The 21,443-nt window shown below is 65.6% G+C and carries 23 protein-coding genes and 1 rRNA gene; 20 read left to right on the forward strand and 4 right to left on the reverse strand.

Annotated features, from left to right (window positions below; translation table 11 throughout):
- The first annotated feature begins 22 nt into the window (after nt 1–22).
- From bchC to BMX16_RS03295, 14 genes are all read left to right on the forward strand, one after another.
- On the forward strand, nt 23–961 hold the full coding sequence (gene bchC / locus BMX16_RS03230; RefSeq protein WP_089898645.1) for a chlorophyll synthesis pathway protein BchC: 939 nt from the start codon (nt 23–25) through the stop codon (nt 959–961).
- Nucleotides 958–1,962 carry a chlorophyllide a reductase iron protein subunit X gene (locus BMX16_RS03235; protein ID WP_089898647.1) on the forward strand — a complete coding sequence of 335 codons (1,005 nt, stop codon included), beginning with the start codon at nt 958–960 and terminating at the stop codon, nt 1,960–1,962. The genes bchC and BMX16_RS03235 overlap by 4 nt, the downstream gene beginning before the upstream one ends.
- Nucleotides 1,952–3,553 (forward strand): chlorophyllide a reductase subunit Y, encoded by a 1,602-nt coding sequence (bchY, locus tag BMX16_RS03240; RefSeq protein ID WP_089898649.1) that lies wholly within the window; start codon nt 1,952–1,954, stop codon nt 3,551–3,553. Before BMX16_RS03235 ends, bchY begins: the two co-directional genes overlap by 11 nt.
- 109 nt (nt 3,554–3,662) lie before the next feature.
- Nucleotides 3,663–5,120: a chlorophyllide a reductase subunit Z gene (gene bchZ, locus BMX16_RS03245; RefSeq protein ID WP_089898651.1), complete on the forward strand. Its 1,458-nt coding sequence runs from the start codon at nt 3,663–3,665 to the stop codon at nt 5,118–5,120.
- Nucleotides 5,117–5,341 carry a cytochrome PufQ gene (gene pufQ / locus BMX16_RS03250; RefSeq protein ID WP_089898652.1) on the forward strand — a complete coding sequence of 75 codons (225 nt, stop codon included), beginning with the start codon at nt 5,117–5,119 and terminating at the stop codon, nt 5,339–5,341. The genes bchZ and pufQ overlap by 4 nt, the downstream gene beginning before the upstream one ends.
- Nucleotides 5,342–5,490: 149 nt before the next feature.
- Nucleotides 5,491–5,646, forward strand: coding sequence for a light-harvesting antenna LH1, beta subunit (gene pufB, locus BMX16_RS03255; protein ID WP_089898654.1), 156 nt, complete (start codon nt 5,491–5,493; stop codon nt 5,644–5,646).
- Between the two features lie 15 nt (nt 5,647–5,661).
- Nucleotides 5,662–5,835 carry a light-harvesting antenna LH1, alpha subunit gene (gene pufA / locus BMX16_RS03260; protein ID WP_089898656.1) on the forward strand — a complete coding sequence of 58 codons (174 nt, stop codon included), beginning with the start codon at nt 5,662–5,664 and terminating at the stop codon, nt 5,833–5,835.
- 156 nt (nt 5,836–5,991) lie between these two features.
- On the forward strand, nt 5,992–6,825 hold the full coding sequence (gene pufL, locus BMX16_RS03265; protein ID WP_089898658.1) for a photosynthetic reaction center subunit L: 834 nt from the start codon (nt 5,992–5,994) through the stop codon (nt 6,823–6,825).
- Between the two features lie 15 nt (nt 6,826–6,840).
- Entirely contained in the window at nt 6,841–7,767 is a 927-nt protein-coding gene (gene pufM, locus BMX16_RS03270) for a photosynthetic reaction center subunit M (RefSeq protein ID WP_089898660.1), read from the forward strand.
- A 13-nt stretch (nt 7,768–7,780) separates the two neighbouring features.
- Nucleotides 7,781–8,020: an RC-LH1 core complex protein PufX gene (gene pufX / locus BMX16_RS03275; protein ID WP_089898662.1), complete on the forward strand. Its 240-nt coding sequence runs from the start codon at nt 7,781–7,783 to the stop codon at nt 8,018–8,020.
- Nucleotides 8,021–8,217: 197 nt separating this feature from the next.
- Nucleotides 8,218–10,131 (forward strand): 1-deoxy-D-xylulose-5-phosphate synthase, encoded by a 1,914-nt coding sequence (gene dxs / locus BMX16_RS03280; RefSeq protein WP_089898664.1) that lies wholly within the window; start codon nt 8,218–8,220, stop codon nt 10,129–10,131.
- Between the two features lie 147 nt (nt 10,132–10,278).
- Nucleotides 10,279–11,172 carry an SPFH domain-containing protein gene (locus BMX16_RS03285; RefSeq protein ID WP_089898666.1) on the forward strand — a complete coding sequence of 298 codons (894 nt, stop codon included), beginning with the start codon at nt 10,279–10,281 and terminating at the stop codon, nt 11,170–11,172.
- Complete coding sequence (locus BMX16_RS03290) at nt 11,172–11,438, forward strand: hypothetical protein (RefSeq protein ID WP_089898668.1); 267 nt, start codon at nt 11,172–11,174, stop codon at nt 11,436–11,438. Before BMX16_RS03285 ends, BMX16_RS03290 begins: the two co-directional genes overlap by 1 nt.
- Complete coding sequence (locus tag BMX16_RS03295; RefSeq protein ID WP_143057988.1) at nt 11,422–11,901, forward strand: hypothetical protein; 480 nt, start codon at nt 11,422–11,424, stop codon at nt 11,899–11,901. Before BMX16_RS03290 ends, BMX16_RS03295 begins: the two co-directional genes overlap by 17 nt.
- A 117-nt stretch (nt 11,902–12,018) precedes the next feature.
- Here BMX16_RS03295 and BMX16_RS03300 read toward each other — a convergent pair whose 3' ends face one another.
- Both BMX16_RS03300 and pyrF read right to left on the reverse strand, forming a co-directional pair.
- The gene (locus BMX16_RS03300; RefSeq protein ID WP_089898672.1) at nt 12,019–12,231 is read right to left on the reverse strand and encodes an orotidine 5'-phosphate decarboxylase; all 213 of its coding nucleotides are present in this window, start codon (nt 12,229–12,231) and stop codon (nt 12,019–12,021) included.
- Nucleotides 12,232–12,351: 120 nt separating this feature from the next.
- Nucleotides 12,352–13,071: an orotidine-5'-phosphate decarboxylase gene (gene pyrF, locus BMX16_RS03305; RefSeq protein ID WP_089898674.1), complete on the reverse strand. Its 720-nt coding sequence runs from the start codon at nt 13,069–13,071 to the stop codon at nt 12,352–12,354.
- A 67-nt stretch (nt 13,072–13,138) separates the two neighbouring features.
- Between pyrF and BMX16_RS03310 the strand changes: the two genes are divergently transcribed.
- The 3 genes from BMX16_RS03310 to clpB all read left to right on the forward strand — a co-directional run bounded on the left by BMX16_RS03310 (nt 13,139) and on the right by clpB (nt 17,596).
- A complete protein-coding gene (locus BMX16_RS03310) occupies nt 13,139–13,972 on the forward strand; it encodes a TolB family protein (protein WP_089898677.1) in 834 nt (277 codons plus the stop codon).
- Between the two features lie 71 nt (nt 13,973–14,043).
- A complete protein-coding gene (locus BMX16_RS17530; protein ID WP_177174557.1) occupies nt 14,044–14,790 on the forward strand; it encodes a hypothetical protein in 747 nt (248 codons plus the stop codon).
- A 196-nt stretch (nt 14,791–14,986) separates the two neighbouring features.
- Nucleotides 14,987–17,596, forward strand: coding sequence for an ATP-dependent chaperone ClpB (gene clpB / locus BMX16_RS03320; protein ID WP_089898679.1), 2,610 nt, complete (start codon nt 14,987–14,989; stop codon nt 17,594–17,596).
- Nucleotides 17,597–17,641: 45 nt separating this feature from the next.
- On the opposite strand, the gene BMX16_RS03325 is transcribed toward clpB, so the two are convergent.
- On the reverse strand, nt 17,642–18,229 hold the full coding sequence (locus BMX16_RS03325; protein WP_089898680.1) for a HupE/UreJ family protein: 588 nt from the start codon (nt 18,227–18,229) through the stop codon (nt 17,642–17,644).
- 187 nt (nt 18,230–18,416) lie between these two features.
- A complete protein-coding gene (locus BMX16_RS03330) occupies nt 18,417–18,902 on the reverse strand; it encodes a fasciclin domain-containing protein (protein ID WP_089898682.1) in 486 nt (161 codons plus the stop codon).
- Between the two features lie 301 nt (nt 18,903–19,203).
- Here BMX16_RS03330 and msrP point away from each other — a divergent pair, with 301 nt between their 5' ends.
- From msrP to BMX16_RS03345, 3 genes are all read left to right on the forward strand, one after another.
- The gene (gene msrP, locus BMX16_RS03335) at nt 19,204–20,112 is read left to right on the forward strand and encodes a protein-methionine-sulfoxide reductase catalytic subunit MsrP (protein WP_089898684.1); all 909 of its coding nucleotides are present in this window, start codon (nt 19,204–19,206) and stop codon (nt 20,110–20,112) included.
- Nucleotides 20,112–20,756, forward strand: a complete 645-nt coding sequence (gene msrQ, locus BMX16_RS03340) for a protein-methionine-sulfoxide reductase heme-binding subunit MsrQ (protein WP_089898687.1) — start codon at nt 20,112–20,114, stop codon at nt 20,754–20,756. The genes msrP and msrQ overlap by 1 nt, the downstream gene beginning before the upstream one ends.
- A 598-nt stretch (nt 20,757–21,354) precedes the next feature.
- Nucleotides 21,355–21,443: ribosomal RNA gene (locus BMX16_RS03345) — 16S ribosomal RNA — on the forward strand; the annotation flags it as partial.

The raw sequence follows: 21,443 nt of genomic DNA on the forward strand, positions 1-21,443 counted from the left end.
CGCACCAGGGAGGGGAGACACCATGCACACCACCGCCGTACTCCTGACCGCACCGGGGCAGCTCGATCTGGCGAAGGTCGGCCTGCAGGCCCCTGGCCGTGGCGATGTCGTGGTGCAGATCCACCATTCCGGCATCTCGACCGGCACCGAAAAACTGTTCTGGTCCGGCGCGATGCCGCCATTCCCTGGCATGGGGTTCCCGCTGGTCCCTGGTTACGAAGCCGCCGGCGAAGTGGTCGAGGCTGGCCCCGACGCGGGCATTCCCGTCGGCACCCATGTCTTCGTGCCCGGTGCGAACTGCTATGACGGCGCGTTCGGCCTGTTCGGCGCTGCCGCACGGACCGTCGTGACCCCCGCATCCCGCGTGACGCGCATCGACGCGTCCCTTGGCTCTGCCGCGGCCCTGCTGGCGCTGGCCGCCACCGCCCGTCACGCGATCGCCGGACCGGGCAAGGCCGTGCCGGACCTCGTCGTGGGTCACGGCGCTCTGGGCCGCCTGCTGGCCCGCCTGACGGTGCTGTCGGGCGCGCCCGCACCGACCGTCTGGGACATCGACCCGACCCGTCGCACCGGCAACGTCGGCTATGACGTGATCGACCCCGCCACCGACACCCGCCGCGACTACACCTCGATCTACGACGTGTCCGGCCAGTCCCCCCTGCTGCCCGACCTGATCGGGCGCCTCGCGCGCGGCGGAGAGATCGTGCTCGCGGGCTTCTATACCGAACCGCTCAGCTTTGCCTTTCCGCCCGCCTTCATGCGCGAGGCGCGGTTTCGCGTCAGCGCCGAATGGCAGCCCGCCGACATGGTGGCGACCCGCGAGCTGGTGATGTCGGGCGATCTGAACCTCGCCGACCTCGTCACACACACGATGCCGGCGACGCAGGCCCCTGCGGCCTATCGCACGGCCTTCACCGACACGACCTGCCTGAAAATGATCCTTGATTGGAATGCCGCATGAAAGACGAAGTCCCGAACCTGCGCGATTACGACAAGGCGCTGCGCGACGAGGCTGCGGCAGAGCCGACCCTCGAAGTGCCGCAGGGTGCGCCCACGTCCAAGACGCAGATCATCGCGATCTACGGCAAGGGCGGCATCGGCAAATCCTTCACCCTCGCCAACCTCAGCCACATGATGGCCGAGATGGGCAAGCGCGTGCTGCTGATCGGCTGCGATCCGAAATCCGACACCACGTCGCTGCTGTTTGGCGGCAAGGCGTGCCCCACGATCATCGAAACTTCGTCCCGCAAGAAGCTGGCCGGTGAGGAAGTCGCCATCGGCGACGTCTGCTTCAAGCGTGGCGGCGTCTTCGCGATGGAACTCGGCGGACCCGAGGTCGGTCGCGGCTGCGGCGGTCGCGGCATCATCCACGGCTTCGAGCTGCTGGAGAAGCTGGGCTTCCACGACTGGGACTTCGACTATGTCCTGCTCGACTTTCTGGGCGACGTGGTCTGCGGCGGTTTCGGCCTGCCGATCGCGCGGGACATGGCGCAAAAGGTGATCCTCGTCGCCTCCAACGACCTGCAGTCGCTCTATGTCGCCAACAACGTCTGCTCTGCGGTGGAATATTTCCGCAAGATGGGCGGCAACGTCGGCGTCGCTGGCCTCGTCATCAACAAGGACGATGGGTCGGGCGAGGCGCAGGCGTTCGCCAAGGCCGTCAAGATTCCCGTGCTGTCGGCGATTCCGCAGGACGACGACCTGCGCAAGAAGTCCGCGAACTACCAGATCGTCGGCACCCACGCGTCGCAGTGGGGCCAGATGTTCCAGGACCTGGCCGAAGCCGTCGGCATCGCGCCGCCCGTCCGCCCCACGCCTTTGGATCAGGACGGCCTGCTCGGCCTGTTCGACGCCAAGGACACCGGCGGCGACTATCAACTCGTGCCCGCCACCGATGTGGACATGCGCGGCAAGCATGGCACCCCGAAAGCCAGCCTCGAGGTCATATACGATGACGCGTGAGGGCTTTCACGTCAGCAAGGATGCGGATGGCACGGTCCTCGTGACCGCGTCCCCGGCTTCTTCTGGTGAAAAATATCCCGGGGGAGCAGGCTTGCCTGCGGGGGCAGCGCCCCCAGCGACGGCCGGTCTGTGCACCTCCAAGGGCGAACTCGACGCCGCCGCCCGCGCCGCCGGTCAGTCCGACCTGCTGGACCAGTTCGCCCGCGACTATCCCAAGGGTCCGCATGATCAGCCGCAATCCATGTGCCCCGCCTTCGGCAGCCTGCGTGTGGGCCTGCGGATGAAGCGTGTGGCGACGATCCTGTCGGGCTCCGCCTGCTGCGTCTATGGCCTGACCTTCGTGTCGCATTTCTACGGTGCACGCCGGTCCGTGGGCTATGTGCCGTTCAACTCGGAATCCCTCGTCACCGGCAAGCTGTTCGAGGACATCCGCGAGAGCGTCCACACCATGGCCGATCCGGAAAAGTATGACGCCATCGTGGTCACCAACCTCTGCGTGCCGACCGCCAGCGGCGTGCCGCTGCGCCTGTTGCCCAAGGATATCAACGGCGTGCGGATCGTCGGCATCGACGTGCCGGGCTTCGGCATCCCCACCCACGCCGAGGCCAAGGACGTGCTGGCCGGGGCCATGCTGAATTACGCGCGGCTGGAGGCCGAGGCCGGCCCCGTCGCCCGCCCCGCCACAGCCAAGGGCGATCTGCCCACCGTCGCCCTGCTGGGCGAGATGTTTCCCGCCGACCCCATGATGATCGGCGCGATGCTGGCCCCCATGGGTCTGGCCGCCGGTCCCGTCGTGCCGACCCGCGAATGGCGCGAGCTTTATGCCGCCCTCGATTGTCAGGTCGCCGCCGCGATCCACCCGTTCTACACCGCCAGCGTGCGTGAATTCCACGCTGCAGGCCGCGCCGTCGTGGGCTCTGCCCCGGTCGGTGTCGAGGGGACCGCCGACTGGCTGGCCGCGATCGGGGCCGCCTGCAACGTCGGCGCCGAGCGTATCGCCGCAGCACAGAATGCGTTCCTGCCAGCGATCAAGGCGGCCCTTGCGGGGGCCCGGATCGACGGCACGATCACCGTGTCGGGCTATGAAGGGTCGGAGCTGCTGGTCGCGCGCCTACTGATCGAAAGCGGCGCGGATGTGCCTTACGTGGGCACCGCCCTGCCTAAGACGCCGTGGTCCGCCGTCGACGCGGACTGGCTGCGCGCGCGTGGCGTGACCGTGAAGTTCCGCGCGTCGCTCGAGGATGATCTGTCGGTGATGGAAGGGGTCCGCCCCGATCTGGCCATCGGCACCACGCCGCTGGTGCAGCGCGGCAAGGAGCTGGGCATCCCGGCGCTCTATTTCACGAACCTGATCTCGGCCCGGCCGCTGATGGGGCCTGCGGGGGCAGGCAGCCTGCAGCAGGTCGTCCGCGCCGCCATGGGCGGGCGCGACCGGATGGACAAGATGCGCGGATTCTTCGACGGGGTGGGCCGTGGCGACACCGCCGGTGTCTGGTCCGGTGCGCCGAACCTGCGCCCCGATTTCCGCGCCCAGCACCAGAAGAAGCTGGACAAGCAGGCCCGTGCGGCGGCGGCGGAGCAGATGATATGACGGGTATGTTTGTTCATCGGGTGGCGGCGGGCCCCGCCCGCCCGCCCCTTTCGGGGCTCTGCCCCGGACCCCGGGATATTTCCGACCAGAAGAAGCAGGGGGTTGCGTCATGCTAGTGATCGACCACGACCGCGCGGGCGGATACTGGGGCGCGGTCTATGCCTTTTGCGCGGTAAAAGGTCTGCAGGTCGTTATCGACGGTCCGGTCGGATGCGAAAACCTGCCAGTGACATCTGTCCTGCATTATACCGACGGTCTGCCGCCGCACGAGCTGCCCATCGTGGTGACCGGACTGGGCGAGACCGAGATGGGCGAGGGCACCGAGGCCGCGATGAAACGCGCCTGGGACGTGCTGGACCCCGCGCTGCCCGCCGTCGTCGTGACAGGGTCCATCGCCGAGATGATCGGTGGTGGCGTGACACCCATGGGCACGAACATTCAGCGCTTCCTGCCGCGCACCATCGACGAGGATCAGTGGGAAAGTGCCGACCGCGCGATGACCTGGATCTTTACCGAGTTCGGCCAGACCAAGGGCCGGATGCCGCCCGAGAAGAAGCGCGAGGCGGGCGATGCCCCGCGCGTCAACATCCTCGGCCCCATGTACGGCACGTTCAACATGCCGTCCGACCTCGCCGAGATCCGGCGTCTGGTCGAGGGGATCGGTGCAGAGGTCAACATGGTGATGCCGCTGGGCGCCCACCTGGCCGAGATGCGCAATCTGGTGAATGCGGACGTGAACATCTGCATGTACCGCGAATTCGGTCGCGGGCTGTGCGAGGTGCTGGGCAAGCCCTATCTGCAGGCGCCCATCGGCATCGACCAGACCACCGCCTTTCTGCGCACGCTGGGCGATCTGCTGGGCCTCGACCCGGAGCCGTTCATCGAGACCGAGAAGCATTCCACCCTGAAGCCGATCTGGGATCTGTGGCGCTCGGTGACGCAGGATTTCTTCGCCACCTGCGAATTCGCCATCGTGGCGTCGGAAACCTACACGCGGGGCATCCGCAAGTATCTGGAAGACGACCTCGGCTTTCCTTGCGCCTTTGCCGTGGCCCGCACCCGCGGTCAGAAGACCGACAACGAGAGCGTCCGCGCCCTGATGCACGCCAAGCGGCCGCTGATCGTCATGGGGTCGATCAACGAAAAGATGTACATGGCCGAGATGAAGAAGGGCTTCGGACCCGCGCCCGCCTTCATTCCCGCCAGCTTTCCCGGTGCCGCGATCCGCAGGCACACCGGCACGCCGTTCATGGGCTACGCCGGTGCCACCTATCTGCTGCAAGAGGTGTGCAACGGCCTGTTCGACGCGCTATTCCACATCCTGCCATTGGGCAGCGACATGGATGCGGCCCCGCCGACGCTGGCCGGTCTGCGGCAACTGCCGTGGGATGCGGATGCGCAGGCGGCGCTGGACCGGATCGTGGCGAGCCACCCGATCCTGACCCGCATCTCTGCGGCGAAATCATTGCGCGACGCGGCTGAAAAGACCGCGCGCGACACCGGATGCGACCGGGTGGCACTTGCCACCGTCGCCACGCTTCAACCCACGACAGGAGGAACACCATGAGCGATTTCACAACGGACGCCCCGATCCTGCGCCGCAGCGGCACGGCCTCCCGGCGCGAATTCTACGTCTATTTTGCCCTGATCTTCGCGGCGACCCTGCCGCTGTGCCTGCTGATGTGGGCGCTGAAGGCGGCACGCCGCATGGAGATCCCCGAGAAAGGCCCCGTCGCCAGCGCGTGGACCCAAGCCCGCATCATCACACCGCACATCTTCACGGCGTGACCCCATTCCCCCGGCGGCATCACCGTGCCGCACGGGGGTGACGATTTCGCCTGTCCCAAAAGGCGGCGAAGACAAAGGCGGGGGATGCGCCTCCGTCACGACCCGGCCGCGGGTAGCGCGGTCTCAGTTCAAATTTTGGAGACAAAACAATGGCTGACAAGAGTGACCTGTCCTTCACCGGACTGTCGGACGAGCAGGCTCAAGAGCTGCACTCGGTCTACATGAGCGGATTCGCGATCTTCACGGCAGTTGCCGTGGTGGCGCACATCCTGACGTACATCAAACTGCCTTGGTTCAGCTGGTAAGGAAGGAACGTCACAATGGCACAGTTCTATAAAATCTGGCTCATCTTCGATCCGCGCCGCGTCTTCGTGGCACAGGGCGTGTTCCTGTTCCTGCTGGCCGTGATGATCCACCTGGTCCTGCTCTCCAACCCGGAGACCAACTGGTTCAACCTCGCATTCGGTCCCGACATGGCCGCAGTGGTCGAGTAACGCGCACCCGCGTGACAGCATTGCTGCGGGCGGGCGGGGAGCCCGGCCGCGGCACTTGACGACAACTCGACGACAGACCGCCCGCGACGAAAGGTGGCCTAGCACTTGGGGGCCGGACAGGGGCTTTGGCCTGTCCTTTGATGGAATGAGGGGAAGATGGCACAGCTCAGCTTCGAGAGAAAATACCGGGTCCGCGGCGGGACACTGATCGGCGGCGACCTGTTCGACTTCTGGGTGGGGCCGTTCTACGTCGGCTTCTTCGGGGTCGTGACGTTCTTTTTTTCCGTGCTCGGCACGGTTTTGATATTCTACGGCGCCAGCCAGGGTCCGACATGGAACCCGTGGCTGATCAGCATCGACCCGCCCGCGCTCGAGGTCGGCCTCGGGGCCGCACCGCTGCTGGAAGGTGGGCTGTGGCAGATCATCACGATCTGCGCGATCTTCGCCTTCGTCGGCTGGATGATGCGGGAGGTCGAGATCTGTCGCAAGCTGGGGATCGGCTATCACGTGCCCTTCGCCTTCGGCGTGGCGATCTTTGCCTATGTCACGCTTGTGGTGATCCGTCCGGTGCTGATGGGCGCGTGGGGTCATGGTTTCCCCTATGGCATTTTCAGCCACCTCGATTGGGTCAACAACGTGGGCTACGCCTATGGCAACTTCCACTACAACCCGGCCCACATGATCGCGATCAGCTTCTTCTGGATCACGGCGCTGGCGCTGGCGCTGCACGGGTCGCTGATCCTGTCGGCGATGAACCCGGCCCGCAAGGGTGACGAAGTCAAATCGCCGGATCACGAAGACACCTACTTCCGCGATCTGATCGGCTATTCGATCGGGCCGCTCGGCATCCACCGTCTGGGCCTGTTCCTGGCGCTGATGGCGGGCTTCTGGTCGGCGGTCTGCATCGTGATTTCGGGCACCATCTGGTTCCAGGAATGGATCGTCTGGTGGGATTGGTACTACGAGCTGCCGTGGTGGGTGGATCTGTGATCGGAGGGATGAAAAATGGCTGAATATCAAAATATCTTCACGCAGGTCCAGGTGCAGGGGCCCCTCGAAATGGGGGTCGCCGCAGACGCCACCACCAACTTCGAGCGGACGAAATCCGCGACCTTCTCGAAGCTGGCGGGCATCTTCGGCAACGCACAGGTCGGGCCTGTCCACCTGGGTCCTTACGGCCTGATCGCGGTCGTCGGATTTGCCACCTGGTTCGTCATCATCGGCATGACGTTCTGGCAGCAGGTCGGCTGGTCGCCGGCGATCTTCCTGCGCGACCTTGCGTGGCTGTCGCTGGATCCGCCGTCGTCGGAATACGGTCTGGGGTTTGCGCCGCTGGACGAGGGCGGCTGGTGGCTGATCGCCAGCTTCTTCTTCCTGATCGGGTGTTCGGCCTGGTGGATCCGCACCTATACCCGCGCCACGGCGCTGGGCATGGGCCATCACGTCAGCTGGGCCTTCGCCTCGCTGCTGTGGCTGATCTTCGTGCTGGGCCTGTTCCGGCCGATCCTGATGGGATCGTGGAGCGAGGCCGTGCCCTACGGCATCTTCCCGCACCTCGACTGGACGAACCTGTTTTCCATCACCTACGGAAACCTGTTCTACAACCCGTTCCACGCCCTCTCGATCGTGTTCCTCTATGGCTCGGCCCTGCTGTTCGCCATGCATGGCGCGACCATCCTGGCCGTCAGCCGGTTCGGCGGCGACCGCGAGCTGGAGCAGATCGTCGACCGTGGCACCGCCACGGAACGTGCGGCCCTGTTCTGGCGCTGGACCATGGGCTTCAACGCCACGATGGAGGGTATCCACCGCTGGGCATGGTGGTTCGCCGTGCTGACCCCGCTGACGGGTGGCATCGGAATCCTGCTGACGGGCACGGTCGTGGACAACTGGTTCGCCTGGGCGCAGGTCCATGGCTATGCCCCGCTGAACTGAGGGAGAGACAGACATGACCGACAAGATCAACATCCTCGGCGCGACGGAAAAGGCCCGCCTGACCGGCGACGTCACGATCCTGATGCTGAAGGGCGCGGGCTATGCGGCCATCGTGGTTCTGGGGATCTGGCTGACCATCGCCGTGATCGCCGCCATCGGCCGGGCCCTGCCCGAGGAAAGCAAGCAGGCGCCGGACCCGACGCCGCTGAGCTTCCTCGACACGACCTTCGTCGGACCGATCGTTTCGGTCTGACGACACCTTGGGTCCGGCGGCCCGATGCCGCCGCCGGACCCTGCGCCGTCGGGTCGCCCCTTCCCGGTGATCCGTCATGGAATGCCCGCTTCACGGCATGTGGCATTCCGTTCCTGCCCGTTGGCTACGGGACAAGGCGTCGCAAAGGGTGTGAACCCGGTGCGGCGCCTTTTTCATTCTCATCCGCAGAGGCTGCCATGACACCGACCCCCTTCCTCGACCGCGTGACCGACACCGCCGATCTGCGGCAGATGACCGACGCCGCACTGGCCGGTGTCGCGGCGGACGTGCGCAACAGCGTCATCGAAAGTGTGGCCGTCACCGGCGGGCATCTGGGGTCGTCGCTGGGTGTCGTGGAACTGGCGGTGGCGATCCATGCCGTCTTCGACACGCCGCGCGACAAGCTGGTCTGGGACGTGGGCCACCAGTGCTATCCGCACAAGATCCTGACGGGCCGTCGCGACCGGATGCTGACGCTGCGGCAGGAGGGTGGTCTGTCCGGCTTCACCAAGCGCAGCGAAAGCGTGTTCGATCCGTTCGGCGCGGCCCATTCCAGCACGTCGATTTCGGCAGCACTCGGGTTCGCCGTTGGGCGCGATCTGGGCATGGACACCGGCGACGCCATCGCGGTGATCGGCGACGGTGCGATCAGCGCGGGCATGGCGTACGAGGCGATGAACAACGCAGGTGCCGAAGGGCGCCGCCTGTTCGTCATCCTGAACGACAACGAGATGTCCATTGCCCCGCCCGTCGGCGCGATGTCGAAATACCTTTCCAGCCTCTATGCCGGGCCGCTCGGCCAGATGCACCGCATGGCCGAAGGGTTCGAGGCTGCCTTGCCAGGCCCCCTGCGCGATCACGCGCGCCGTGCACGGCAGCTGGTGACGGGCGTGGCGGCGGGCGGTCAGGGCAGCCTGTTCGAGGCGCTGGGATTTTCCTACATCGGTCCCATCGACGGGCACGATCTGACGCAGCTCTTGCCGGTGCTGCGCGCTGCACGGACGCGGGCGACCGGGCCTGTGCTGATCCATGTCTGCACGGTCAAGGGTAAGGGCTATGCCCCGGCAGAGACCGCATCCGACCGTGGGCATGGGGTCGGCAAGTTCGATCCCGCGACGGGTGTGCAAGCGAAAGGCAAGCCCGCCCCCAAGAGCTATACGCAGGTGTTCGGCGAGGCACTGCTGGGCGAGGCCACGCGTGATCCGCGCGTCGTGGCCGTCACGGCGGCGATGCCGGGGGGCACCGGTGTCGACATCATGCAGGCGCGGTTTCCGGGCCGCGTGTTCGATGTGGGCATTGCCGAACAGCACGGCGTGACCTTTGCCGCCGGGATGGCGGCCAGCGGCCTGCGGCCGTTCGCTGCGATCTATTCGACGTTCCTGCAGCGCGGCTATGACCAGATCGTGCACGACGTGGCGCTGCAGAACCTGCCGGTGCGCTTTGCGATCGACCGCGCGGGGCTGGTGGGGCAGGACGGGGCGACCCATGCGGGCGCCTTCGATGTGGGGTTTCTGACCGCACTGCCGAACATGGTGGTGATGGCCGCTGGCGACGCCGCCGAGTTGCAGCACATGGTCCGCACCGCGGCGGACCACGATGCGGGCCCCATCGCCTTCCGCTATCCGCGCGGGGCGGGGGATGCCGTGACCCTGCCGGAGCGGGGCGAGATCATCGCCATCGGCAAAGGTCGCGTGCTGGTCGAGGGGTCCGATGTGGCGATCCTGTCGTTCGGGGCGCATCTGGGCGAATGCCGCCGTGCGTGCGCGTTGATGACGGCGCAGGGCGTCACGCCGACGCTGGCGGATGCGCGCTTTGCCAAACCGCTGGACCGCGACCTGATCCGGCAGTTGCTGCGCCACCACAAGGCGCTGATCTGCGTCGAACAGGGATCGCGCGGCGGGTTCGGGGCCATGGTCCTGCACGATCTGGCGAACGATGGCCTGCTGGACGGGCGCTGTCAGGTCCGGACGATGACGCTGCCAGACCGCTACATTGATCAGGCCAGCCCCGAGGCGATGTATGCCGAGGCAGGTCTGACGGCGGTGGACATCGCCGCCACCGCGCTGGAGGCGGCAGGGCTGCGGATGAAACCGGTGATGGGACTGGCGTGAGGGCGGCACCCCCTGCACACGTCGACAGCGCGGGAGTATGCCGGGCAAGATGATGCGCGGGCGCAAGTCCCAGTCGTTGCGGTTTCCATTGCATGGACCGGGGCGCGGCCTTAGTCCTGCGGGGACATTCTGGCACGGAGGCGATCCATGGAACCGCAAATGCAGTTGGGCGATTACGCGGGGCTGAACATCGTCTTTGTGGTGCTGGCGATCTTTCTGGTCTTCGCCATCATCAAGGGCGTGCGGATCGTCCCGCAATCCGAGAAATACGTGGTCGAACGGCTGGGCCGCTTGCGCACCGTGCTGGGGCCGGGGATCAACATCGTGGTGCCGTTCCTCGACGTGGTACGTCACAAGGTCAGCATCCTTGAGCGGCAGTTGCCGACGATGAAGCAGGACGCGATCACAACCGATAACGTGCTGGTGCAGGTCGAGACGAGCGTCTTCTACCGTATCATCGAGCCGGAAAAGACCGTCTATCGCATCCGGGACGTGGACGGTGCGATCTCGACCACCGTGGCTGGCATCGTGCGGTCCGAAGTGGGCCGCATGGAACTGGATCAGGTGCAGTCGAACCGCAGCAGCGTCATCGCCGCCGTGCGCGAACAACTGGCCGAACAGGTGGACGACTGGGGGATCGAGGTGACGCGGGCCGAGATCCTTGACGTCAACCTCGACGCGGCGACCCGTGCCGCCATGCTGCAGCAGCTGAATGCCGAACGCGCGCGGCGTGCACAGGTGACCGAGGCCGAAGGCCGCAAGCGGAGCGTGGAGTTGCAGGCGGATGCGGACCTCTATGCCGCCGAGCAGGAGGCCAAGGCCCGCCGCGTGCTGGCCGATGCAGAGGCCTATGCGACGCAGGTCGTCGCCGTCGCCATCGCCGAGAATGGTTTGGAGGCGGCGCAGTATCAGGTCGCGCTGAAGCAGGTCGAGGCGCTGGCCAAGATCGCCGGTGGCGCGGGCCAGCAGACCGTGATCCTGCCCGCGGATGCGGTCGAGGCCTTCGGCAACGCGTTCCGCATGTTGAAGGGACGGACCTAATGCTGTGGTCGGTCTGGTGGGTGTGGCTGTCGGCGGCGCTGGCGCTGGCCACGCTCGAGGTGATTGTGCCGGGCTACATCTTCCTCGGCTTCGCCGCAGGCGCCGGGGTGCTGGGGCTGGTGCTGCTGGTCGTGCCCATTGCGTCCCTGCCGCTGATCCTCGCGATCTTTGCGGTGCTGTCGCTGCTCGCCTACCTCGCGATGCGCCGCATCTTCGGCCTGCGGGGTGAGGCACCCAAGGTCTGGGACCGTGACATCAACGACTAAGGGAGCCCGGATCGCATTCTGGCGCTGGGTCGTGTTGGCCCTCGGACCTGCAGTTGGGCTGGTGCTGGCGGGCTGGGCGTTGCAGCCCTTGGCCCTCAACGAACGCGCGTCGACAATGGCTTTCCTGGAGGCGATAGACACCCGCGATCCGATTGTATTATCAGAATTTTTTGATACGCAACGCGCACAAGGCCCGCGGCTGCGCGTGGACCAGATCATGCCAATTGCAGCCCTCGCTATTGCGGTGCTGCTGGTCTGGCTGATCCCGCGTCGCGCGTCAGAGCGGGCGACCGTGAACGGGCTGACGACGATCCTTGCCGGGATGGCGATCAGCGCAGTGATGGTACGGGGTGTTTCAGTCTACGACCCTGACGCATGGAAGATGTTTGGCGTGATCGTATGCAGCGTGACTGTTATCGCCTTGGCACGGCGCATAGGGGCAGGACGCCACAGCCAGTCGTAAAAAAAATGACCCGGTGTCCGTGAGGAGCACCGGGTCAGGAGGAAGGTCGCGCCATGTGGCAATCGTTTGGGGACAGAGGCAGCGATTGCGGCAGCAGGCCTTCGGGACCGGGAAAACTCAAATCGAGGACATGAGCGAGGTGCCGCTGTCGGACATCCGCAGCGCATGACGGGCAAGGCCCTGACGCACGCGGTCCATGTCCATGCTCAGCGGGCCTGCGACCATGCAGGGATAACGGAACGTGCGACCGGCGCGCTGGATGTCCACGCGCGCCTCAAAGGCGCCGACAGTGGCATTATAACGGACGTCGCCGAGATTGATCTGTGTCACTGCTTTAGCTCCTCAAGCTGGCCGGCGGTTGATCCGCGCAGGCGCGACATGGTTCATCATGTCTCGGTGAAGAAACGGCACAGATCGGGAATTAGTTCCCTGTCAAGGCAAGATTGTTGTTTACAGCTGCGTCTGGCGCAAAATCGCGGCCATCTGGCGCAGAATCGCCGACGTGGCGGCTAAGGGGTCGCCAGCCTGCCAGATCGGGCGTCCGACCACCAGATGATCGGCCCCGTCCGCCAGCGCCTGTGCGGGTGTGGCGATGCGCTTCTGATCGCCGGGGGCGTCGCCTGCGGGGCGCACGCCGGGGGTGACGATCAGGCGGCCATCCGATTCGGACAGGGCGCGGATCAGCGCCGCCTCTTGCGGGGACGCGATGACGCCGTCGGCACCCGCGTCCAGCGCGCGGGCCGCGCGGTCCACGACCAGATCGGGGATGGCTCCGTCGCGGATCAGGCAATCGTCCAGATCGGCACGGTCGAGCGAGGTCAGGATCGTGACGGCGAGGATCTTCATGTCGCTGCCGGCGGCGCCTTCCTTGGCGGCGCGGACCACATGCGGGTCGCCGTGCACGGTCAGAAAGTCGATGTCGTAGCGCGCGATGCCCCGCACCGCCGCCTCGATGGTGGCCGAGATGTCGAAGAGCTTCATGTCGAGGAAGATGCGCTTGCCGTGTTCCTGCTTCAGCTCGTTCGCCAGGGCCAGTCCGCCACCCGTCAGCATCCCCAGACCGATCTTGTAGAACGACACCGCGTCGCCGAGGCGCGTGGCAAGGTCCAGCCCCGCGATCACGTCGGGCACGTCGAGGGCAACGATCAGGCGGTCATCGGCGGTGGTCATGGGGTTTTCCTTTTCTGCTTGCGCGGGTCTAATCCAAGGATGTGAACGGGGCAATCGGGGGGCGGTCATGCGCAGCAGTCTGGAGATCTACGACATGGCGACGGGCGACGTCCGCGTCGTCTGGCAGACCGACGCGCTGATCGAGGCGCCGAACTGGCACCCGGACGGGTGGTTGCTGGTAAACCGGGACGGGCGCCTGTTGCGGGTCGGACTGGACGGAACCGTGGCCGAGATCGACATCGGTTTCGCGGATGCCTGCAACAACGACCACGGGATCAGCGCGGACGGGCGCTGGATCTGGCTGTCGCATCACGTCGACAAACTCTCGACCCTCTACCGGGTGCCGGTGGGCGGTGGCGTGCCCGAACAGGTGGTGCCTGACGTGCCGTCCTACTGGCACGGCGTCGACCGTTACGGTGTGATCGCCTACTGCGCGCGGCGTGGCGGACGGTACGAGGTGTGCACGTGGGATGGCGCGGAACGGCAACTGACCGGCGTGGGCAGCGACGAGGGGCACAACGATGGTCCCGATTTCAGCGCGGATGGCGCATGGATCTGGTTCAACTCCGACCGCAGTGGCGCGGCGCAGATCTGGCGGATGCGGCGCTGCGGAACGGACGTGCAGCGCATGGTCGTGTCCGACACCGTGGACTGGTTCCCGCACCCCAGCCCCGACGGGGCGCATGTGCTGTATCTGGCCTATCCGGCGGGCACGCTCTATCACCCGCGCGACCTGACCGTGCAGTTGCGGGTCATGCCGCAGGACGGTGGTGACAGCCGGGCGGTGCTGGACCTGTTCGGTGGGCAGGGCAGCATCAACGTGCCGTGCTGGTCCCCGGATGGCGCATCATTCGCCTATGTGCGCTATGCGCCTGTCTTGATTGACGATGGCGTGGATTGACCAAAGCGGCGGACGGACCTAGGTCTTTGCCAACGGCGCAATGCGCCCATGACGTGACAAGGAGTTTCGCGGTGGCACAGAAAGCGGGCGGTTTCGCCTCCAATCCCTTCTTCATGATCGTCGGCCTCGGGGCCGGCGTTGCTGCGGTCATCGCGCTGGCGATGGCGGTCACGACACCGCAGATCGGTGCGGCCGTCGGGTCCGGTCCCGTAGTGGAAGAAGTGGCGGCCGATCCGGCGGACGCGGAAGCCCCGGCAGAGGACGCCGCACCTGTCGAAGATGCACCCGTGGAGGAGGCTGCCCCCGCCGAGGACGCGCCTGCCGAAGAGGTTGCCCCCGCCGAAGAAGCCGCGCCTGCTGCTGAAGCGCCTGCCGAAGAAGCTGCACCTGCCGAAGAGACCGCACCCGCCGAGGAGGCCGCACCGCTTGACGATGCCGCTGCCGTGGACGAGGCGACCGATGGCGATGCCGTGGGCGCAGGTGCCGACCCCGAGGCTGTGGTCGTCGAAGGCGATGGCGCTGCCGTGACCCCTGAAGATACCGCGCCGCTCACCACGCCCACGGGCGAAGAGGCAGCACCTGCGCCAGCACCGGAAGCGGCGACCGACGCGCCCACAGGCACGGACGCCGCCACCGAGGCGGCACCGGCCGATGATGCCCCCGCAGCGACGGGCGATGCGACCACCCCCGCAGAGGCCCCGGCACAGGCTGGCGCCGATGCGGCACAGCCCGGCACCGATGCGACGGGCACCGCAGTGCCGCTGGTGGGCGGCGATGATGACGCTGCCGACACGGCAGAGCCTGCGACGGGCAACTGATCCCGCAGCCCTGCACACGTCCAATACAGGCGCGCCCCACATCGGGGCGCGCCTTTTGCTTGGCCCGTTCGGAAATCGGACTGTGTGATACTTGCAACAGGCCGTGGCGCGACCCATCTCATCTTCAAGGCCCGGACCGGGGGCGTGCCGCAGCGCGGGCGTCCTGACCCAACGGGTGCTGTGCAGGAGAGAGAGCATGAACCTCGAGAAATTCACCGAACGCGCGCGCGGCTTCGTTCAAGCGGCCCAGACGATCGCCATGCGCGAAAACCACCAGCGGCTGCTGCCGGAGCATCTGCTGAAGGCGCTGATGGACGACGGCGAAGGCCTGGCCGCGAACCTGATCGCCCACGGCGGCGGCGACGCGCAGGCCGTGCGGACCCACGTCGATGCCAGCGTGGCGCGGATTGCCAAGGTGACCGGCGATGCGGGCCAGACCTATATGGACAATGCCACGGCCAAGGTGCTGGACGAGGCGGAGAAGCTGGCGACCAAGGCGGGCGATTCCTTTGTCCCGGTGGAGCGCATCCTGACGGCGCTCGCCATCGTGAAGTCCAAGGCCAAGGACGCGTTGGACGCAGGGCGCGTCACGCCGATGGCACTGAACGCCGCGATCAACGACGTGCGCAAGGGCCGGACCGCCGACAGCGCCAGCGCCGAGGATGGCTATGACGCGTTGAACAAATATGCCCGGGACCTGACTGAAGCCGCGCGGGCCGGCAAGATCGACCCCATCATCGGCCGCGACGAGGAGATCCGCCGGTCGATGCAGGTGCTGTCGCGCCGGACCAAGAACAACCCCGTGCTGATCGGCGAACCCGGCGTCGGGAAGACGGCGATTGCCGAAGGCCTCGCCCTGCGCATCGTCAACGGCGACGTGCCGGAATCCTTGCGCAACAAGCGGCTGATGGCCCTCGACATGGGGGCGCTGATTGCAGGCGCCAAGTATCGCGGCGAGTTCGAGGAGCGGCTGAAATCGATCCTGAAGGAGATTGAGGCGGCGGCGGGTGAAGTCATCCTGTTCATCGACGAGATGCACACCCTTGTCGGGGCAGGCAAATCCGATGGCGCGATGGATGCGGCCAACCTGATCAAACCCGCGCTGGCGCGGGGCGAGCTGCATTGCGTCGGTGCCACGACGCTGGACGAATACCGCAAGTATGTCGAAAAGGACGCGGCCCTTGCGCGGCGGTTCCAGCCGATCATGGTCGAGGAGCCGACCGTGGTGGACACGATCAGCATCCTGCGCGGCATCAAGGAAAAGTACGAACTGCACCACGGCGTGCGGATCAGCGACAGCGCCCTCGTGGCGGCGGCGACCCTGTCGCACCGCTACATCACCGACCGCTTTCTGCCTGACAAGGCCATCGACCTGATGGACGAGGCGGCGTCGCGTCTGCGCATGGAAGTGGACAGCAAGCCCGAGGCGCTTGACGCGCTCGACCGCGACATCATGCAAAAGCAGATCGAGCAGGAGGCCCTGCGCAAGGAGGACGACGCCGCATCCAAGGACCGTCTGGCCAAGCTGGAGGAGGAGCTGGCGAACCTGCAGGAACGCGCGTCCGAGATGACGGCGAAGTGGCAGGCCGAGCGCGACAAGCTGGAGACGGGCCGCGCGCTGAAGGAAAAGCTGGACCGCGCCCGCGCCGATCTGGAGATCGCCAAGCGCGAAGGCAATTTGGCGAAGGCGGGAGAGCTGTCCTACGGCGTGATCCCGACGCTGGAGCGGCAGTTGAGCGAGGCGGATGGCGGCGACCTGATGGTGGCAGAGGCGGTGCGCCCCGAGCAGATCGCCGAGGTCGTGGAACGCTGGACCGGCATCCCCATGTCCAAGATGCTGGAAGGCGAGCGTGACAAGCTGCTGCGCATGGAGGACGAGCTGGGTCGTCGCGTGATCGGGCAGAAGCAGGCGGTGCGCGCCGTGGCCAACGCCGTGCGCCGCGCGCGCGCCGGTCTGAATGACGAGGGGCGCCCGCTGGGCAGCTTCCTGTTCCTTGGGCCGACGGGCGTGGGCAAGACGGAGCTGACCAAGGCGCTGGCGAACTATCTGTTCGACGACGACTCAGCGATGGTGCGCATCGACATGAGCGAGTTCATGGAGAAGCACGCCGTGTCGCGTCTGATCGGTGCCCCTCCGGGTTATGTCGGCTATGACGAAGGCGGCGTGCTGACCGAGGCGGTGCGGCGCAGGCCCTATCAGGTCGTGCTGTTCGACGAGGTCGAAAAGGCGGACCCGGACGTGTTCAACGTGCTGCTGCAGGTGCTGGATGACGGCATGCTGACGGACGGGCAGGGGCGGACGGTCGACTTCAAGCAGACGCTCATCATCCTGACCAGCAACCTCGGCGCACAGGCGTTGAGCCTGATGCCCGACGGCGCGGACCCGGCGCAGGCCAAGCGCGACGTGATGGACGCGGTGCGGGCGCATTTCCGGCCAGAGTTTCTGAACCGTCTGGACGAGACGATCATCTTCGACCGTCTGGCGCGGTCCGACATGGCGGGGATCGTCACGATCCAGATGAAGCGGCTGGAACAGCGGCTGGCGGGGCGGAACATCCACCTCGATCTGGATGCGGGCGCGCTGGGCTGGCTGGCCGAGGAAGGCTACGATCCGGTCTTCGGTGCCCGTCCGTTGAAGCGGGTGATCCAGCGCGCGTTGCAGGATCAACTGGCCGAGATGATCCTGTCCGGCGATGTCCGTGACGGCGACCACGTGCCGGTCAGTGCCGGTGTCGATGGCCTGATCGTGGGCGACCGCGTGTCGGGCACCCAACGGCCCCGGCCGGAGGATGCCGTCGTCCACTGACCGCGATGCACCCCCGGGGACCTGTCCCCGGGGGTGCATTCATCGTCAGCCGAAGGCCAGCAGGACACCTGCAAGGGCCGTCGCACCCCCCAGCAGCCGCATGACGACGCCGTTTCCGGCACCCATTCGTGCGATCAGCAGTCCCAGCACCACACCGCCTGCGTGCAGGGCCACCGTGGCCACCACGAATCCCGCGCCGAACGTGGCCGCGCCAGCGCCACCCAACTCGCCACCATGGGCGTGACCGTGGAAAAAGGCGAAGACTGCCATCAGTGCAGCACCCGTCATGATGCTCATGCGCGCGCGCATGGCGATCAGCACGCCGATCACGATGATCGACGCGAGGATCATCGGTTCCACATGGATCAGCGGAAATCCCCCGATCGCGGCGGCAAAGCCTGCGAGCATAGCCGTCACGAAGGCGGCGGGCACAACCAGCATGGCGCGCCCACCCAGCACTGCCGCCCACAAGCCCACAGCGATCATCGCAAGAATATGGTCTAGCCCGAACAGCGGATGAGAGAAGCCCGCTGCAAAGGACCCGTGTTCGGCATGGTCGAGATGCGCCAGTGCGGGTGATGCGGCCAGCATGGCCGTGACGGCAAGGGCGATAAGGCGGGTCGGTCGGGACATGGTTGCTCCTGTGGCGGGACTGATGGGTTTGAGCCGACCGAACCATCGCCTCTGCCGCTTGGCAAGCGGCAGCCCTCAGTCTGCGCCGCGGTTTTGCGCAACTGCCTGTTTTAGGAACAAAAAGACCCCCTGCACCGGGTGCAGGGGGCCAGCTTTGGAACGACCGTTCAAAAGCGGTGTCGGTCGATTACTCGGCCGGCGGCATCAGGACCGAGTCGACCACGTGGATCACGCCGTTCGTGGCGGCGATGTCCGGCGTGGTTACGGTGGCGTCGTTCACGGTGACCGTGTCGCCCACACCGATCGTCACGTCTGCACCCTGCACGGTGGCGGCGGTCATGCCGTCGGTCAGGTCGGCGGCCATGACGGCACCCGGCACCACGTGATAGGTCAGGATCGCGGTCAGCTGGTCGATGTTCTCGGGCAGCAGCAGATCCTCGACGGTGCCTTCGGGCAGGGCAGCGAATGCCTCGTCCGTGGGGGCGAACACGGTGAACGGGCCTTCGCCCTTCAGCGTCTCGACCAGACCCGCAGCCTCGACGGCGGCGACCAGCGTGGTGAAGTTGCCGGCGGCGACGGCGGTATCGACGATGTCGGCTTCTTGCGCATAGGCCGCGGTGCCGGCACCGAAGGTCAGCAGGGCGGCGGTGGTCATCAGAGTCTTACGAAGCATGTGGTGTCTCCTCACGAGTGTCGTGCAACCTTTTGGCTGCATGAGCCGTATCTAAGGCAGCCCGTATGAAAGTTTAGCGGCGGTCTGCCATGCCCTGCGGCACTCTGACCTGTGGTCGGCGAAGCGCGTCCGCCTAAGCAGTGGCATTTGCGAACTTCAACTCGATTAACCGTGAACAGCCGTGACCACGCGTGATCGGGCGGGGCATGCAGGGACCGGGTTACAGGTCCCCCCCGCAGTCGTGAGAAACTTTTCATTGGCGTTGCGCGTATATAAGACAAGAACGCAAAGGGAGCCCGACATGGCCTATCGCTGGATCAACGACCTGACGCAAGCCAACGTGACCCCCCGTGGGGCCTGGATGAATCGCCGCCAGCTGATCGCCGGCAGCGCTGGACTGGGTGCCTTGGGGCTGAGCGGGATTGCCGGGCGGGCCGTGGCGCAGGACGCGCTGGAACCCAACACGTTGGAAGAGATCACGAGCTACAACAATTTCTACGAGTTCGGCACCGGCAAGACCGATCCGGCCGAAAACGCCGGGGCGATGGTGACGGATCCATGGGTGGTCAAGGTCGACGGGCTGGTCGACAACCCCGGTGACTATAGTCTGGCCGACCTGATCGACGGCATGACGATCGAGGATCGCATCTATCGTTTCCGCTGCGTCGAGGCGTGGTCCCGCGTCGTGCCGTGGCAAGGGTTCGAACTGGCCGACCTGCTGGCCAAACTCGGTGTACAGGCAGGCGCAACCCACGTCGCGTTCGAGACCGTCGTGCAGCCCGACAACATGCCCGGCGTGCAGCGGCAAGTCATCGACTTTCCTTATGTGGAAGGGCTGCGTCTGGACGAAGCGATGCATCCACTGACGATCATGGCGACGGGCCTGTATGGAGAGCCGCTGCCGAACCAGTCCGGCGCGCCCCTGCGTCTGGTGGTGCCGTGGAAATACGGCTTCAAGTCGATCAAGTCGATTTCGCGCATCTCGCTGGTGGACGCGCAGCCCGCAACCACGTGGAACCTGATCAGCGCAGAAGAATACGGGTTCTATTCCAACGTGAACCCGACGGTGGATCACCCGCGCTGGTCGCAGGCCACGGAACGCAAGATCGGCGGCGGGCTGTTCGCGGCACGTCAGGACACGCTGATGTTCAACGGCTATGACGACGTTGCCAGCCTCTACGAGGGCATGGACCTGAGCCGCGAATACTGATGGCCATCGCGTCCGCCATCAACGGCGCCGTGCGGCGCGTGCCCGCCTGGCCCCTCTATATCCTCGGCGCAGCCTATGTAGGGTGGGAGTTCTGGTCAGCCCTGACCCAGCAGGGCGCCTATGCGGTAGAGCCGATCAACGTGCTGGAACGACAGTATGGCGAGGCGGCCTTGCTGTTGCTGATCGCAGGGCTTGCCGTGACCCCCCTGCGCGTCTGGACGGGGGTCAACCTGATCAAGTTCCGCAGGGCCATCGGTCTGCTGGCCTTCTTTCTGGTGCTGGCGCACTTTCTAGTCTTCGTGCTGCTCGATGTGCAGTCGCTGTCGCGGGTCGTGACAGAGGTGGTGAAGCGCCCCTACGTGACCGTCGGTTTCGCCGCCTTCGTGTTGCTGATCCCCCTCGCACTCACCTCGAACAATCGCGCGATCCGCAAACTGGGTCCGGTCAGGTGGCGGCATCTGCACAAGCTTGTCTATCCTGCCGCCGTTCTGGGGGCGCTGCATTACGTCTGGCTGGTCAAGGGATGGCCGCGAGAGCCGTTCATCTACATGGCCGTGGTGATCGCCTTGCTGACCTTGCGGCTGAAATGGAGCCAGATTCGCACCCTGTTCGTGCGTCGGTCCAGGCCCGCCGACGCGAGCTGACAGTCGCGCAGCCACCCCTTGTGGATAACCTTGTGGGTATCCACAAGGCGCGACCGGAAGGCGGTCGTATGTTGCGATGCGACGCAAGGTCCGCGACAGAATATTCCGGCAACCCCTTAAAATTCCGTCATTTTCCGGCTTGTCATAAAAATTCGACATTTCACGAAAATGGCACTTGCGGGTCCCGGACACTCTCCGTAGAACCCCTCTCAACGAAGCGACGGACACGGCGCTACGGACTGAAAGACGGAAACGAACGCAGGTTTGCGACGCTCTCAGGAAGAATTCGGAAGGCGGCACAGGAAAGACAGAGTAATCTGGCTAAGTACCGTTTTCTAACGCTGTTTGAAAATTTAGTATCTGAAGAGATATGTGGGCGGTTTGGTTCGGTTCGATGGATCAGACGTTTGCATATCGCGCCGGTAGGGGGAACCCGATGACCGGTGTCAGCTTCACTGTTTGATGTGGTTTCTTGTTATCTTTGGATAACCTGAAGCACAGAAGACAGAGAAACGTCCTGCATTGATACCTTAGCCGGGTTGATGTGGGATGATGTGCAGAGGTTCGAACGTCAAGGTTAGCTGATTATGTCAGCTTTCAACTTGAGAGTTTGATCCTGGCTCAGAACGAACGCTGGCGGCACGCCTAACACATGCAAGTCGAGCGGGAACTTCGGTTCTAGCGGCG

The organism is Loktanella fryxellensis (genome assembly GCF_900110065.1).
In the GTDB taxonomy this organism is placed as follows: Bacteria; Pseudomonadota; Alphaproteobacteria; order Rhodobacterales; family Rhodobacteraceae; genus Loktanella; species Loktanella fryxellensis.